The 15,373-nt window shown below is 49.7% G+C and carries 14 protein-coding genes; 1 reads left to right on the top strand and 13 read right to left on the bottom strand.

All coding sequences use genetic code 11. From position 1 onward, the window contains the following. Nucleotides 1-8: 8 nt before the first annotated feature. From J3U87_RS23535 to J3U87_RS23505, 8 genes are all read right to left on the bottom strand, one after another. Entirely contained in the window at nt 9-1,772 is a 1,764-nt protein-coding gene (locus J3U87_RS23535) for a S1 family peptidase (protein ID WP_237378227.1), read from the bottom strand. A 6-nt stretch (nt 1,773-1,778) separates the two neighbouring features. Beyond that, nucleotides 1,779-2,114: a trypco2 family protein gene (locus J3U87_RS23530; RefSeq protein ID WP_237378226.1), complete on the bottom strand. Its 336-nt coding sequence runs from the start codon at nt 2,112-2,114 to the stop codon at nt 1,779-1,781. Between the two features lie 566 nt (nt 2,115-2,680). Next, on the bottom strand, nt 2,681-2,962 hold the full coding sequence (locus J3U87_RS35350) for a type II toxin-antitoxin system RelE/ParE family toxin (protein WP_420038223.1): 282 nt from the start codon (nt 2,960-2,962) through the stop codon (nt 2,681-2,683). Continuing rightward, nucleotides 2,959-3,237, bottom strand: coding sequence for an antitoxin of toxin-antitoxin stability system (locus J3U87_RS23525; RefSeq protein WP_237378225.1), 279 nt, complete (start codon nt 3,235-3,237; stop codon nt 2,959-2,961). The genes J3U87_RS35350 and J3U87_RS23525 overlap by 4 nt, the downstream gene beginning before the upstream one ends. A 71-nt stretch (nt 3,238-3,308) precedes the next feature. After that, nucleotides 3,309-3,869, bottom strand: coding sequence for a recombinase family protein (locus tag J3U87_RS23520; protein ID WP_237378224.1), 561 nt, complete (start codon nt 3,867-3,869; stop codon nt 3,309-3,311). Nucleotides 3,870-4,649: 780 nt separating this feature from the next. Then, nucleotides 4,650-5,219 carry a hypothetical protein gene (locus J3U87_RS23515; protein ID WP_237378223.1) on the bottom strand — a complete coding sequence of 190 codons (570 nt, stop codon included), beginning with the start codon at nt 5,217-5,219 and terminating at the stop codon, nt 4,650-4,652. A gap of 193 nt (nt 5,220-5,412) precedes the next feature. Then, nucleotides 5,413-7,017, bottom strand: a complete 1,605-nt coding sequence (locus J3U87_RS23510; protein ID WP_237378222.1) for a hypothetical protein — start codon at nt 7,015-7,017, stop codon at nt 5,413-5,415. A 671-nt stretch (nt 7,018-7,688) separates the two neighbouring features. Next, on the bottom strand, nt 7,689-8,036 hold the full coding sequence (locus J3U87_RS23505) for a hypothetical protein (RefSeq protein ID WP_237378221.1): 348 nt from the start codon (nt 8,034-8,036) through the stop codon (nt 7,689-7,691). A 1,320-nt stretch (nt 8,037-9,356) separates the two neighbouring features. Between J3U87_RS23505 and J3U87_RS23500 the strand changes: the two genes are divergently transcribed. Then, nucleotides 9,357-11,219 (top strand): ATP-binding protein, encoded by a 1,863-nt coding sequence (locus J3U87_RS23500; protein ID WP_237378220.1) that lies wholly within the window; start codon nt 9,357-9,359, stop codon nt 11,217-11,219. A gap of 475 nt (nt 11,220-11,694) precedes the next feature. Here the strand turns inward: J3U87_RS23500 and J3U87_RS35345 are convergent, their stop codons facing one another. The 5 genes from J3U87_RS35345 to tnpA form a co-directional block, all read right to left on the bottom strand. Beyond that, a complete protein-coding gene (locus J3U87_RS35345; RefSeq protein WP_420038319.1) occupies nt 11,695-11,970 on the bottom strand; it encodes an IS66 family transposase in 276 nt (91 codons plus the stop codon). Nucleotides 11,971-12,017: 47 nt separating this feature from the next. Further along, a protein-coding gene (locus J3U87_RS23490; RefSeq protein WP_420038222.1) for an IS3 family transposase occupies nt 12,018-13,137 on the bottom strand; the annotation gives its coding sequence in 2 pieces (ribosomal slippage) (nt 12,018-12,849 and nt 12,848-13,137; 1,122 coding nt in all). Between the two features lie 283 nt (nt 13,138-13,420). Beyond that, nucleotides 13,421-14,518, bottom strand: a complete 1,098-nt coding sequence (tnpC, locus tag J3U87_RS23485) for an IS66 family transposase (RefSeq protein ID WP_237378218.1) — start codon at nt 14,516-14,518, stop codon at nt 13,421-13,423. A gap of 36 nt (nt 14,519-14,554) precedes the next feature. Beyond that, nucleotides 14,555-14,902, bottom strand: a complete 348-nt coding sequence (gene tnpB / locus J3U87_RS23480; protein ID WP_237378217.1) for an IS66 family insertion sequence element accessory protein TnpB — start codon at nt 14,900-14,902, stop codon at nt 14,555-14,557. A 1-nt stretch (nt 14,903) separates the two neighbouring features. Next, the gene (gene tnpA, locus J3U87_RS23475; RefSeq protein WP_237378216.1) at nt 14,904-15,260 is read right to left on the bottom strand and encodes an IS66 family insertion sequence element accessory protein TnpA; all 357 of its coding nucleotides are present in this window, start codon (nt 15,258-15,260) and stop codon (nt 14,904-14,906) included. Nucleotides 15,261-15,373 lie beyond the last annotated feature (113 nt).

Raw genomic sequence — 15,373 nt, 5'->3', positions numbered from 1 at the left:
AAAGAAGATCAGGGTAGACTTTTCAAGAAATCGATTAAGTCTTCGATCAGATCGCCATGATCCGTTTTGAATATTTCAGTGGTCCAAAGGCGACCATGGTTTTGGTAGATGAAAAGATCTGGCAAGTACTGTTTGAGGACGGCAAGCGCGTTGGCATTGTAGCCAGCGGTTCCTTCTGAAGAAAAGTCGAAAAGGACGAAGGGAATCAATGCTTTCTCTTCTTCGCTGAGGGCCTCGAGTACTCTTTTAAACTGTTTTTTCAGGCTCTTCTTCTGAACGTCTTCGAAATGGTCGCTGTACAACGGCTTTTCTGGCCCCGCCCAGTCACAATTTTTCAACTTGTAAAGCCAACACAGTACGTGGTTGATCGCCCGCTCTTCTTCGGTCGCGAGTTCGGTCAGCCCCATTGGCGGAATGGGAGAATGCGAGGTAAAAAAACCGTTTTCCGCGAGAATTTTTCCACTGGATTCCTCAAATGCCAAACTTAGCCGGGCTTGACTTACTGCCGTATGAAGGATCGCCGGCTTGAGTTGAAAAATCTGGCCTTGTGAATTTGAAATTCTGACGTGGTTGCCGGAACCGGATTCCTGCGGGCCTTGAGCAGCCATACCCTTGTAAAGGTGCTGCCAATCGTCTCCAAAGTCGTTGATCAGTAAATGTTGGAGTAAGCGAAGCCAGCGTTCGCGAAATTCTTGAACACAATTTTGATTATCGAGGTTGTCACCCAGGCTCTGTTTTTCCCCAACCATGACCCTCTTGAGAAAATTAATCGCCTGGTCTGGTTCCTGATCGAGCAAGGCGTTTGCGATGTTCTCGGGGTCGCCTGCGATCTCCGTTCCAGGTAATTGGATTCCAAGTTTTTCTTTGATTTGGGTGAGTACCGTATTGGTAAAACTTCGCAGAAGCACGACCAGGTTTTTCCGATTCTCTTGGGACTGAGGTAGTGCTTGGAAAAAGCTGCTTTGGTACCCTCGGTAGGCTTGATTCGATTGCTCGATGGAATGGAGGGTTCGACCCATTGTCTTGACGAAATTAGGGTTTTCAAGGAATGACTTACAGGAAACCAGGATGTGATTCTTATTCAAGAGACCTTCTTCTATGAGGGCCTGGATGTTCATCTTCTTTTTGTGAAAAGCTTCCTTTTCGGCATGGCTGTTACCTTCCCCGATGCCTCGATCCACCCCTTTGAAGATCGCAATTAGATGACCCTCATGGAAGCAGGGCGCTCCTGAAAATCCCTTCCATTGATCAAACGTGAACCGCGTGTCCGTGTCCATGCTGTATTCGGCGGTACACGATCCTGATCCCGTTTTGATGGTCCCGCCCACGGAATCCGTGTCACGCACGGGTTCTTCGCGCAATTCGATGCTATCCCCATCACGGGGGATCATTCCCTCTTTCCATTTCGGGTAACCGAGCGCGGTAAAAGGGACATGATAATCATGGCTGTGGTCCAAGAGTCCCCATCGCATAGGGGTTGGAACCCCAAAGGGCACTGCTTCGGTGAAGCGAAGCAGGGCCACATCATACGTGGGAGACTTCCAAGCTATTTCGAGGGGAAGGGGAATCCGCTTGGTTTTCCCCTCGAAAAGAAAGCTGGCATAGATTTCTCCAGGGTCGCCAGCTCCCTCCCTCTCTAATACGTGTTTACAGGTCAGGACCATTGCCGAACTCACGGCGTATCCGGTGCAAATCGCCCAGTTCTTTGGCTCCTGCGGCCAACACACAATGACCAATCCGGTTCGTTCAACGACCTGAGCTTTCTTTTCCATGCGCGATCAAAAGGGTCCATCACCGGACTTGGTATCATTGAGCAAGACCCTCCCGGACGCGGACTCGGTGTCGACGGGTGGCTCGAGCACGAGCTTGATGGTTTGGATGGTTTCTTTTTTATAGTTGTAGTCGGCGCCGGCATCGACCACCAAGAACTTGAAACCACCTTTGGCCTTCGTGTCATGGGTGACGGCGACTTTCAATTCCAATTCGATGGTTCGGATGCCAAAGCGAATGTTCTGGTTCGCTCCTTTTTCAATGGCTTTTTCCAATTCACTTCTTAGAGCTTGGACCATGTTGGAAAGCGGGATGGCGGTTTCGGTTTCCGAAGAGTTCTCCATTTATCGCCCCTTTTTCACGATGAATGAGACCAGCGAAAGACATGCCTAACTGGCAGTTAAAGCGCTTGGGGCATACCGTGACGAGATAAAGCCAAACGATCCACGCTCAGATCATGCCGCCTGGTTCACTAGGTCCAATTGATATTCACCAATATTTCGTTGATATCATTCTGACCCAAAAACTACAGTTTTCTCAAGTTGAAATTCCCAACTGAAAATTTTGGATATCCCCATTAATCCAACACCAAGCAGCAGGGGTCTTCAGTTTCTATAATTCAAAGGTGTCTCAATGTTGGGCCGGATCGTGCTTGTCATCCACAAATATGGTGGTTCGGTCACACCTGGCCATCAGCATGGCATCGACGTCAACAGTGCCAGGGCCGATGGCCAGTGATCCCATTGCATGGCATACCCCTTCCCGACCCTGACGACAGGGCTTGTCGCGGACCTGGTCATTTTCCTTTCCTCTACTCGGAGAGTGCTAAATTCTGGGGGGTCTCAGCTTTTTGTCGCAAAAAACCGCCGCTACTGATCGCGGTCCGCTACAGCTATGGCCCTAAATAACATCACTGAGGCGGTGGCCACATTCGGGACGTATGCACTAAGGCTAGAATCCACACAGACCCTTCGTGGATTTCGTAGACCAGTCGATACCTTTGGTGAGGGATGAGTTCCCGGGTACAAGGGACACCCCCAACTCGACCAAGCGTTGGTGAATGCGACAGGCTACTTGCCGCATCCCCGAACAGCTCGTCCAAACGGATCGCGGCTCCTGGTTTGTCCTTAACAATGTGGTTCCAAATATCGGCACGGTCCTTCTGTGCCTGGGGTGTCCAGATGACCTTCACGCCTCGGTCGCCGCCTTAGCCCGCTGTGCCGCGAATTCGAGTTCCACGTCATCGTTCGATTGGCCCAAGCCTGCGCGCACCGATGTCCTGGCGACTTCGACCTTCCGGCGCAGGAAGTCGTTGTACTCTCGGGCCTCACGCTGGCGTTGGACAAACTCACGCATCAATTCCCGTACGATCTGGGATGCTGGTCGGTGAGCAGCCTCAGCCTCCGCCATGAACTCAGCCCGTAAATCAGGTTCCAGTTTCATTGTGAAGACAGCTTCTTTCCCCAAGAGGACCTCCCCATGATGTAATGATGAAGTATACACCTTTTCATCACGCGAAAAGCAAACACAGCGCTGGGTCAGGCTTCATTTTTCAGGTACTGGTAAAGGGTTTCGCGGCTTATGCCGTACTCGCGGGCAAGCTGCGCCTTCTTTTCCCCAGCTAACGCCCGCCGGCGCAGCTCGGACGCTCGCTCCGGCGCAAGCGCCTTTTTGCGGCCCCGGTAGGCACCACGCTGTTTGGCGAGCGCGATGCCTTCGCGTTGCCGTTCCCGAATCAAAGCACGCTCAAACTCGGCAAACGCGCCCATCACCGAAAGCATTAGATTCGCCATCGGTGATTCCTCTCCAGTGAAAGTCAAATTTTCCTTGACGAACTCAATACGCACGCCGGACTCCGTTAACTGCTGCACAAGCCTACGGAGGTCATCAAGGTTCCGGGCAAGACGATCCATACTATGAACAACGACGGTATCCCCTTCCCGGACAAAGGAGAGAAGCTCATCGAGCTGGGGCCGCTGGGTGTCCTTTCCGGACGCGCTTTCCGTGAACACCTTGTCCACCTCGGAGCCTTCCAGCTGCCGTTCCGGATTCTGGTCGAAACTACTGACCCGGACATAACCAATACGATGCCCCTTCAAAGTGCCTCCCCAACGTAAAGTGTCAAGTTGAAGTCTATGACCTTAAAGAGAGTGTGGCAAGAAATTGCAAAACAGATTCTTTCCTGACACTTCTTAAGGGACCATCCTGACGTCAGATTAGGGTATAGGTCAACCTGACACCACCGGTCGTTCCCTTTTTTTCTTATTTCGGATAAAATAGTTCAATAAAAAAATATCACCACATTAAACGAAAGGGGCTCGAGATGCTTTTCCTTGTTTTTAATTCGCTAGCATTCTTCTGGTTTTCCTCAAAATCCAAAGGTTTCAACAAAGGAATTCTCTACTAATTATTTGCAGTTTTTCTATTCTATTCCTTGCCTTGCGTAATCTTCACCTTTGTGGCTACGCTTTTTTTCGGACCCCTTCTCGGGATCGTGGCTGCGCTTAATTTTTACTTTTGGATTGGCCCTTGGTCCCTAAGATATGGTTTCAAGCTCATGGTCAACCCCAGTTTTGAGGTGTACGACCTTCTACCAGGACTAAAACCAGTTGATTACATAGGGTTTTGTGCGATTTTTCTGATCTTAGCCTGTCTGCAGATTTGGGCTTACCATGTCGACATCGGCCAGGTCTAGACCACAATCGATAGTCATTGAACTCAACTGCCTTTGGGGTTGCCCAAACGCTACATGTAGCGACCGTTCCAGGCCGGCGGTAACTGGTCCGAGCCCCTACCCTAAAGGCGTAATTCACCGAGGTCATGGCTCCTTTCTCTTTACTTCCTACCCTGTCCACACAAAACGAGCAGGGTCATATGGGTTATTTTGTCCACAAAAAATGATAAGTTGCGGCAGATCCAGTCCCATAGATATGGGCGACAGCCACAAGAAAAAACAAGTCCCATGTGACTACGCCCCATAACATATTTTGAAAACAACAGGTGCCAGAATATATAAAAAAACCAACAGAGTAAAAGGCAGCCAAGAAAATCAACCATGAAGAAAAGTATAAGGTGAAGCCAATATCATAAAACCTCTCATCGAAGCATACGAAGTACATCCCATTAATAGGTTTTCCATAAGGTTTTAAATACTTACTTTCCTTACTTTCCTTACTTTCCTTACTTTCCTTACTCTCTCCTTTCTCTTTAGCATCAATGTTGTCATCGGTGACTCTATCGAATAACTCATCGACAAACTTCATTGCAGCCGCACCGAAAAGACCTGAAGCAACCCAAAGTAGTATTAGAATATGATTCCAACTTTTTGGTGCATTATTAACAAGTATGCACAAGGACATGAATATGGTAACCGAGAAAGTTGCGGACAATTGAGCCGCTTTACTGAAATCAACCCGTCCCTTTAGGTTATTAGTTTCTTCATTATCCATTTCTCATTCACTCCCCTCGCTACACTGTCTTCACCGCCCAGGCCGTATAAAATGATCACCCAACCATTGAGCACCAACAAGGACAATCCCCCTCTTTTTCCTTTACTCCGTTCCTGTCTATTCAAGCAGGGAACGGCCAGAGAATTTTTTTAAATCATCCAACGCTTCTCCAACTCGAGAGTCCCGTCAAAGGTCACCAAACGAACGGAGAAAAAGGAAAAACGGTCCGTCCACGCGAAAAGATGTGCGGCGTAAGACCTTTAGGCCAATCGAACTCAAGAGGCTCGATCATTTGGTTAGAAACATAAATACCCAATTTAGTCTCGGAGCCATAAACGAATCCCTTTTCCAGGGCAGAGCCGTACTGAATATTTTGTATTTCCCGCGGTTGTGACAATCCCGATTGCGTCACGTCGAACACGAGGAGGTCTCGGGTGGGGTTCGACAGAGCGGGGGCGCCATCAGGCGTTTGGGTGACCAGGCAAAGGGTTTCGCCGTTGGGCGCAATACTGAGGCCTACGACAAAGTGCTCTAAGGGTTGGTCATCCAATTTTTGGCGCTGGTTTAGATTCATGACGAGCAAGCGTTGTTCTTTTTGGTGAAACGCTGCAAGAATTGGTACTTCCTTTGCCATATCCACTAAGGTATGTTCTGGGTCGACTACGGCGACTAAGTCCCCGGAATTGGAGAGTATCCGATCTTTGATGAACAAGTATCTTCCCGAATGAAAACTATAGAAACCACCATTTCTCCCACTAAACTGAGCATATAGATATCGGTTTCGAAGATCAAATCCACTAACCGAGCCCAACTTCATTTTTCGCGTATCGAACAAATCCATTTGTTTTTTCTGTTTTTTGATCTTGAAGAGAGGTTCAGCCTGGCGCTTCCAATCTATGAGAAAAATCTCGTTTCCCCGTAAGAGGTGGATCGGTTCACCAAAATGTGAAGACCTACTGGTAATCAGGAATGTATTCAGGCGTGACTTGAATCGGTCAGATCCTTTGAGCAACCACTTGGGCACCGCTCGATCGTCGAATTCGTAGGTGTAGGACTTCGCGCCCCCTACTTTTACAGCCTTGCTGGCAAGGTCAATAGTAAAGATCGTGTTTCGTGCGATCAACGTCAGGCCTTTCTTGTCGTTGTTCCAGGTCAGCCGTTTGTACAGGGCGCTCGTTGCGCGTCGGAAGTGGCGGGAGATCTCAGCGGACTTGGAAAAAGGGAGTCGGGTGATACCAATACTGTCGTGGTGAACTTGCTTTGCATGGGCAACTAACGCCCTTTCAAAGGGCCCATCCGAATTTGGGGTTACATCATCGGCATAGTGTACTCCGAGTGTCAAACGCCCGTCAGGGTACAGTAAAAAAAGAGTGGGCCTTTGTCCGTTGAGTATCCAGTGGCGCCCAATAAATGCCAGTCGCCCATCATTTGGGTTTTGAACCAAATTTTCAATCGTCTTGAAGAAGGATTGAAGTCCCTGGTCGTCTTCTTCCCAGGCGAAAAGAGGCCTCATTCCATCAGGGCTTAACCGATACAACCATTGCCCTTCACTGGGTTGGGTAGGCCACTTTTCAATCTCGCGAAGGCCGTACACCTCTAGATGCTCCGGAATAGCCGCCTGGGACTTGGCATTGGTGAAGGCTGACGGGCCAAAAAATAGCAAGGAAAGGAAATAGAAAGCGGTTGGAGATATCATTTTGGTTTCGGTCCTAAATCTGGCTTTTGCGAAGTTTGGCTTCGAGATCTTCAGCAGAACGGTTACGTCACCGTCGATTTGCTCGAAACGAGTCGTGCCCACGGACCCTCCTTTTCCTTTATTTCGGATGAGACTCGACGCGCAGCATCGTGTGGTGGCGACCGTTCCCGGTCGGTGGTAACTGGGCCGAGCCCCTACCTCAATAGGCGTGATTTGCCAAAGTCGAGGTTCAACTTCACTTACAGTCTGGGTCAAATTCGACGATCGATCATCGGTCATCGTGGTAGACAACATACCAAATTCTAATGGGTTCTTAATACACTAATTGACCGGCACGAAGGTCATCCTCAACGCAACAAAGAAGAGCCAATAAAGAAAGCATTGAACCACCAACACGCACGTCTTCACCAACCTGAAGGTGCCCCTCCAAGCCCAAAGCGTGAAGAGAAGAAAATATGACGCTTGAAGAAGGGCCAATGAAAGAGGCGGAGCCCAAGACTTAGGCAATCCACCCAAAATGCATACGGGCAAAAGCCATGGCATCGAAACTAATGGGAACATCTCAAATCCGTAAAAACAATCCGGCCTATAAGGGAATTGATAAGTCAACACCGACAGAATAACGAAGGCCAAAAAAGTGGAAACGGGGTGAATTCGATTTCTATCCATCCTTAGCACTTGACAATCTCCCTCTTCACTGGCCCACGATACCAGTGAACGCTCCTTTTCCTTTACTCCATTTCCTGTCTATTCAAGCGGGGAACGGCCAACCATCAACGATTTTCAAAATATGGATCGTCTTCCGTGACCAATATAAAGGGTGATCCCTTGACCATCGGTTTCCATCCCAAGTACAAAGCCCGTTGGATCATCCGCGCAATATGTCGAGGCTGAATGGCTGGATGTTTGTACCAGAAGCGGTCCCTTTTGATCTCACCGGGAGCATCCAGCCAAAAATCTCGAATCCACGAGCCTTCCACCTTCAGTTCGGCGCCCGTTCTCGTCTTTTCCCAGATCCAAATCCTCAGACGAAAATAGCCTGCACCCAAACTGGGGGTTCCGATAGAGTACCGGTATTGTTGGTTGCCAACTATAATCTGGCGGTAGGTTCTCTTGGTCATCGTCGCACCTCATGGTTATCGGGCGCATTTCCTACCCATAAAAGGTCGTTTAGCTGAACAGGCAATCCCGGGGTGATTCATTCCGATTCCTGTATTGCGCTTGAACCACACGGCAACGCTCCTTTTCCTTTACTTCGGGGAGTTTTGACTCAAAGCCGTTTCATTTTACAATTCTACATAGAGTCTGCCGGCGCACTGGGCCAATTCAGCTGTACATTCAGAAGCCCTCAGAAGTTCCCCAGTCTATCAGCAAGGGCCTCTATTGCCCAATCTCGAAAGGTTTCTCCATGGGGGCCCCGCCAGGGCTTGGGTTCACAAACTGCCTGGCCAGGATACTCAGTTGGTTAAAGGACCTAGCGTGGTTCACAACCATCGGAAGGATCGAATTCGTTTCGGTCTCGGGTAGCGGGTACATTTCCCATCGTTTACTGGTTTTACTTTGAAAACCTAAACGGGAATGGTTTACCCATCCTAATCCTTTTCTACGAACCCGCGGTCGCGTTGTGTTGAGGTAAAAAAGCGAACGTTTGATTGGACATGCCGCAGTGCAGCGGCGGTTTCTTCCATGCCCACCACGACCACAAACTCCACCTGGAGGACGAGGCCCTCGCCCTCCGCCCTCCAGGTTCACGAACGCGAGGTCTCTACTCGATCGTCCCCGCTTGGTTCTCATCTCTGAATCGGATCGGCCACGAGACTGATCAGATCGTTCTCCACAGTCGCTGATGCCAACCGGAGGACGAGGACCTCGTCCTCCGCCTCAGGCCTTCTCCAAGGCACGGCCTGATCGCCGTCAAGAGAACCATTTCGTGAACTTCGGATGATACCACCCGGCCGCCAACATCGCCTGTAACACCACTACTTAGTCGTGGACGGTGGTCGGGTTGCTCGTAGTGTGTGGGCCGTTCACGAAATTCATTGTCGGCGTCGCACACAAGCTCCGGCGTTGCATCATCTGCGGCTACACCGCGACCGGAGCTCGGTGCGACCTCAGGATTTTAACTCACCGCGTGCCGTCACAATACTCGATAGCGGGTGAACGCCCACTACATTCACAGGCTGGTTTCGAATCCGTGGTTTCATTCCCAACTTCTGAGAGAAAGTTGGGTCTTTGACTATAGGTGTCCTTTCAATATCTGGTACTGCTGTATGACGACAGGTAGTTAAGGAGTCTATCCACGAGTTCCTCCTAGAACTAAAAATTTTTTCTTTCTCGAATTGGTGTGGGTTGCTAGAATCGCTTATAAGGCTGAGTTTTTCACCCCTCCATGGTGTGTGCTGGTTATAGAGAAATGCAGATCAGTTGCTTGGAGAATGAGCATGCAAATTAAAACGTTGAATGCTGCCAATCTTTTTTTTCCAAACCCCAAATTTGAGCTGGTCTATTTCGAGGCAATTGCAAACTCGATTGATGCTGGAGCAACAGAGATATTTATTGAAAATGTTATTGACCCTAGCAAGGGTTCTAAGTCTATAGAAGTTGAGATTTCTGATAATGGACTTGGATTTAATGATAAAAATTTCCAGAAATTTTCAAACTTGTTAGAGGTAGAATCAGAAGATCATAATGGTTTCGGACGGCTAGTTTTTTTAAAATATTTTGATGATGTTGACATTGTTAGTGTTTTTTCGGGGGGCAAGCGCGAATTTCGTTTCAACAAAGATTTCAAGGATGAGTGCCTGCTCTCCGAAGCAGAGAATGAAAGCTCTAATACTTCTCTTCGTTTTTTCAACTATAACAGAGGTAGAATTAAATCCTATGAGACGATTTCCCCAGCAAGTTTGAGGGTTTCAATATTGCGGCATTTCTTTCCAATTCTATATGAGAAAAAAATAAAAAGGCAGGACCTCAAAATATCATTTTCTCAGAAACGAGTTGAGCCTGATGGTAAAATATTAAATGTTGAAGAAGAACAACTAGACGTAGCATCCTTAGATGACTTGAAAAAAGCAGAGTTCCCTGCCACTGGTCTTGATCTGCTTAATACGCTAGAGATATTATATTCTATTAAAAAAGTCAAGAATGACACAAGTATCATTACATCTATTTGCTCAGACGGAAGAGCAATACAGCTCTCTCTCATTAATAAATCGCAATTGCCTTCTGGTTACGAGTTGATTTTTGTGGTTTACTCTGATTTTTTTACAGGTAGATCAAATTTTTCAAGGCAACACTTGGAGATGAGTGATTATGAGACGAGGACTTTAAAATCCATCCTTGTTGAAAAGCTTTCCAAAATATTGGTGGAAGAAATCCCAGAAATACAAATCCACAACGAAAAAACGGTTAGTTTCTTTCTAGAGCATTACCCCCACTTGAGTGGATATTTTGACAGGAACTCTATTGGGCTGATAGAAAAGAGCCGAGTGATCGAGGATGCTCAGAAAAAATTTTTTGCGGCACAACGGGAGATACTTGAAGCAGATTCGATCAACCAGGAACGGTACGAAAAGTCTATCGAAATTTCCTCTCGCTTATTGACTGAGTATATTCTTTACAGGACCCTAATAATCAACAAGCTCAAAGAGTTTGACGACACTAACTCGGAAGCCGAAATTCACAACACTATTGTCCCAATGAAAAAAGTTCTTCAGAATGAACGAATAAGCGAACATATTTTTTTCAACAACGCCTGGCTATTAGATGATAAGTACATGAATTTTCGTACCATATTAAGCGATTGTGATCTGAAAAGACTCGCCGGCGAATTAGAGATTGTAGATAATGAGTTTAAAACTGAAAAACGACCTGATATTACAATTATTTTTTCATCTGACATTGATTCATCTCCAAAGGTGGACGTGGTAGTAGTTGAGTTGAAAAAGCTCGGGCTATCTTTGGCCAAAAAAGAAGAGGTTGTCAGTCAGTTGCGTCAAAGAGCAAGGAAACTTGTCTTGCATTACCCAGGAAAAATTCAACGAATGTGGTTTTACGGGATCGTAGATTTCGATGACGAGTTCAAAAGATCTCTGCTGGAAGACCAATTTATTGAACTGTACTCCTCAGGGAATCTTTTTTACAAAGAGTTTCCAATAATGCCCTCTCTTCAAAATCGTACACATACTGTTCCCACAGGAATATTTGTAATGGATTATCAAGCGTTTATCCACGACGCTGAAGCAAGGAATAAAACATTCTTGGAAATATTAAAATCTGGTTTCGGAGAGTTCGCCCAGCATTAAGCTAGGTATATTCTGGTTAAACTTTGTATCAATATCTTGATGGGGCAACCCCCAGTATTCTCCCTATGTGTCAGGATAGTTATCGCTGGCATAGATGCGCATCTCTCGAATGATCAGCGTGATGCCTCGAAACGCATGCCATCACGTCTGCTGGGAGCCTCATGCCTCACTGTGTTCTCTTGCAGCGGAACCAGTCTCAAATCCTGATTCAGCTTAGGGTAAGAGCCAAGCGAACCACATCTGGTCGCGAAAAGAACTCTAGCCTACACTGAGACCCAGTTACGAGGACCTGCTTTTCAGGCAGGCCAGGCCCCGGAAAATTTAGGAAGACGGCTTGGCGATGAATGGAAGGAGGCTCTTGTATTGACCTGGCCTGGTGTTCGGCAGGCGGTCAAACAGAAACCGCAATTAGGCATAGGGTTCCCAGCCGTTTACCTTTGCCGTTTCGATCATTGAAAACAGAATCGCGCTTGATTCAGCCCCTTTCGGGCTTCCGGAGTGTAGCCAATTTTTTTCTCCCAAGGACCAACGGCCGAATCGCGTTTTCAACGAGGTTCGTATCCAGTCTCGCCTCACCGTGTTCCAGGCACCGCATCAGCTTGGGCCACTGGTTCAGCGTGTAACCGATGGCTTTGCCTAATTTGCTGTTTGGCGGCACCTTGGGATGAAGCTCATCCAGTTCCGCTTTCAAGGCTTGCGCCATGGGTTCCGATTTTTCCCGACGGAACGCTGCACGAGCCTCGCCCTGCAAGCCGGCAGTATAGTGGACCCCGTTGTCTAGACCAAAAAGTGCCAATCTTAAGCTTCGGTGGCGTGGTACACCTCGGAAGGTTTCTGGTTGCCGAGCGATTGGTGTGGCCGCTCGTTGTTGTAGTGTTCAAAGTACCTGTGAAGCCCATGGTACAGTTCCAGGCCGTTTTCGTAACTGTGCAGGTAGATGTGCTCGTATTTCACCGAACGCCACAATCGTTCGACAAACACGTTGTCCAGTGCGCGTCCCTTGCCGTCCATGCTGATCTGAACCTCTGCCTCCTGAAGGATTTCGGTGAATTTCGGGCTCGTGAATTGCGCGCCTTGATCGGTGTTGAATATCGAAGGTTTCTTGTTTTGCAGCGCGCGTCTCAGAACCTCGCGGCAAAAGGCTCCATCCAGCGTGTTGGAGATTTCCCAAGCCACCACGTACCGGCTGTACCAGTCGATGATCGCCGTCAGGTACATGTAGCCTCGCCGCATCGGCACATAGGTGATGTCGGTGCTCCAAACGTGGTTGGGATGGGTGATGGTCAGGTCCCGCAGCAAGTAAGGATACACGCGATGGGCCGGGTTGGCCGCGCTGGTGCGGGGCTTGGGATACACGGCCTCCAGGGCCATCAACCGCATTAGCCGTTGAATCCGTTTCCGGTTGACCGCATACCCTCGATCTCGTAGGAAGGCGGCCATGCGTCGGCTGCCGAAGTAGGGGAAATCCAGGTAAATACGATCGATCTCCGACATCAAGGCCAGGTTTTCGGGCCTCTCGGGTCGCGGCTCGTAGTAGTACGAGGCTCGCGATAACCCAAGCAAGGCGCACTGCCGGCGAATGCTCAACCGGCGGTGATGGGGTTCGATACACAGCCGTTTCTCCTCAATGCAGGGATTCAGATTTTTTTTTGAGCCAGTCGAGCTCCACCTGGAGACGACCGATTTGTTCGTAAAGCTTGCCGATTTCCGGTGATTCGCCGGCGGGTTTTCGAGGAACCTTCCCGCTCTCGAATATCTCCGGCAGGGACTCGATCACCTGCTTTTTCCAGCGGTTGATCAGGGTCGGGTGGATCCCGTACTGGGCTGACAGTTCCGAGACCGTTTTGATGCCGCGGATCGCTTCCAAAGCCACCCGGGACTTGAACTTGGGATCGTGATTGTTGCGCTTCCTAGCCAAAACTCGGTTTACCTCTCTCCGGCTCCGCAGTAGCTGTTGGCCGAGGGGGATATAAACGGACGAACGACCATGGTGTTAGGGTGGACCCCTGGCGCACCATGGACATCTTGATGGCGCAGCTTGCTGGGCCGTCAAGGTGTCCCCTGGGGTACGAGGGGTGGGCCCCAACACTATGGTGGAGCGCCCGCTTTATGCTCCCCCTTGGCTCTCTGCCCCGCTGTTTACCCGAGGTCCCACCTTAACGCTTTTGAAGCTTAGCTCCTGGTCTCGATTATGGGGTCCATTATACAGCATCCGCTTTCTTTTCGTGTTGATACAGCTTGCCGATATAGCTCAGCACTCGATGCGCTTTCGACTGCTTCTTGCCGCCCTTGCCTTTCTTGGTCGCCAATATTGTCTCTGAGAACTTCCGCCTGGCGTGCGCCCAGCAGCCCAGATGCACGATACCGGGCACCTTTTCCAGAAAGCCATAACCGCTGTACGCGTCGGAATGGACGAGCCCTTGATATTCGGACAAAAACGTTTTGGCGAAATCGGCGCTTCGCGTGGGGCTATAGAAATCAAGCATGATCTGTGGACCATCAGGTGGTGCCCCGCGAATCTCCCACATGTACGATTGCGTGGTGTTGGCTTTGTCTTCCTCGCCATGAACGCGGACCGGTGTCTCATCGATTTGGAGATAAGGCAAGGAAAGCGCGGTTCGTTTCATGAGCGCGACCAAGGGCCGGCAGCGATTCGCCACTTTTTCAGCCCATTGGAACATCACCGTTCTCGACAGCTCGATGCCCAGGCGGGCGAGGCGCTTTTCGTGGCGGTAAAACGGAATCGCGTCGGCAAATTTTGCGGTGATCACGTCGGCCAACAAGCCCGGCCCCGCCAAACTCTTGGGGATCATGCTCTCCGGGGCCGGCGCGATCACGACCGTCCCATCTGTGCTTTCCAAGCCTTCGCAGCTCCGGCAGGCGTATTTGGGTCGCACGTGGCGAATCACTTCGACCTTGGCCGGGATGAGATCGAGCTGCTCGCTGGTTTCTTCTCCGATGCGTGTTCGCTCTGCCCCACAAGCGCACACTTTGTCTTCTTCGGCGACATCGTGCAGGACTTCGCGGCGTGGGAAATGGTCGGGGATCGGCTTGCGCTTCCCGCGGGGTTTCCGTCGCGTGTAGGTCACCGTTTCTTCGGAGGATGCCTCGTCCGGTTCGTCGGCTTCCAGCTCTGCGACGCAGAACAGACTGGGTTGCGAATCTTGGGACAGCGTTTTCTTCGATTCACTCGAACGGCCGAACAACTTCGCTTTCAGAAGGCGGTTTTCTTCCCGTAAAAGCTTGTTTTCAATCTCCAAGTCAGCCACTTTGGCGACATCACTACGGGTCTGTTTCATGCCTCCGAGTATAGCGTATCTCGCTGGGTTTACATACTAATATACGGTATCGTAATCCAACTTTTCGTGAGCCTGGCGGATGTCCAGTCCGTCCAACAGCCACACCAGTTCATTCCTCCGCAATTCACGCACCGCCGACTCGGTTTTCGGCCAGGTAAACCGATGCTTGATAAATCGTTTTCCCCAAACACAAAATCCGTTTCGGTCATAGTAAAACACCTTTACCATGTTGCGGCGACGGTTGGTAAACACGAACAAATCGCCCGAGGTCGGTTGGCGATCCAGTTGGGCCACCACCCAAGCCGCCAGGCCGTCATACGACTTCCTCATGTCTACCGGATCGAGCCCGAGGAACACGCGGGCCCGTTTGGCGATGTGCCACATGTCAAACTCCTTTCAAAGCTTGAACGATCCGTACCAGCGTCGCTTCGTCGAAGTCTTCATCGCCAGAGATGCGCACCCCTCGAACGATCAGCGTGATGCCTCGAGATGCATGCCCATCACGCTGGCGGGGCGCCTTATCCATCAAGGCGCTCTCTTGCAGTGGGACCAGCCTCAAACCCTGATCCGGCCTTGGGTTGCCGGGGAACTTTTGGCGCCTATACATGAAGGTCGCGTGCTTCAAGCCGTTTTGGCGGCAGAACTCAACTTGGGACAGTCCCGACATTTCCCACGCACGAATATGGGCTTCCCAAGTGGCGGCTTTGAAAGCACGAGCACTCGTTTGTTGCCTTTCTTCCATGGTTTTCACCTCCTGGTCAGCATTTTTGCCCAGGTGGTGATCTCTTTCCAGATGTGCTTACCTTACGTCTTCCTAAACTTTCCGGGGCCTGGCCTGCCTGAAAAGCAGGTCCT

It is taken from the genome of Sulfidibacter corallicola, from assembly GCF_017498545.1.
Taxonomy (GTDB): Bacteria; Acidobacteriota; Holophagae; order Acanthopleuribacterales; family Acanthopleuribacteraceae; genus Sulfidibacter; species Sulfidibacter corallicola.
Note: the sequence above shows the minus strand (reverse complement) of the source record. Positions and strands in the feature narration are given on the sequence as shown.

Coding starts and splice junctions, on each gene's coding strand:
- J3U87_RS23535 (WP_237378227.1), bottom strand. CDS start 1,772: ATGGAAAAGAAAGCTCAGGTCGTTGAACGAACCGGATTGGTCATTGTG.
- J3U87_RS23505 (WP_237378221.1), bottom strand. CDS start 8,036: ATGACCAAGAGAACCTACCGCCAGATTATAGTTGGCAACCAACAATAC.
- tnpB (WP_237378217.1), bottom strand. CDS start 14,902: ATGTGGCACATCGCCAAACGGGCCCGCGTGTTCCTCGGGCTCGATCCG.
- tnpA (WP_237378216.1), bottom strand. CDS start 15,260: ATGGAAGAAAGGCAACAAACGAGTGCTCGTGCTTTCAAAGCCGCCACT.
- J3U87_RS23515 (WP_237378223.1), bottom strand. CDS start 5,219: ATGGATAATGAAGAAACTAATAACCTAAAGGGACGGGTTGATTTCAGT.
- J3U87_RS23530 (WP_237378226.1), bottom strand. CDS start 2,114: ATGGAGAACTCTTCGGAAACCGAAACCGCCATCCCGCTTTCCAACATG.
- tnpC (WP_237378218.1), bottom strand. CDS start 14,518: ATGAAACAGACCCGTAGTGATGTCGCCAAAGTGGCTGACTTGGAGATT.
- J3U87_RS23500 (WP_237378220.1), top strand. CDS start 9,357: ATGCAAATTAAAACGTTGAATGCTGCCAATCTTTTTTTTCCAAACCCC.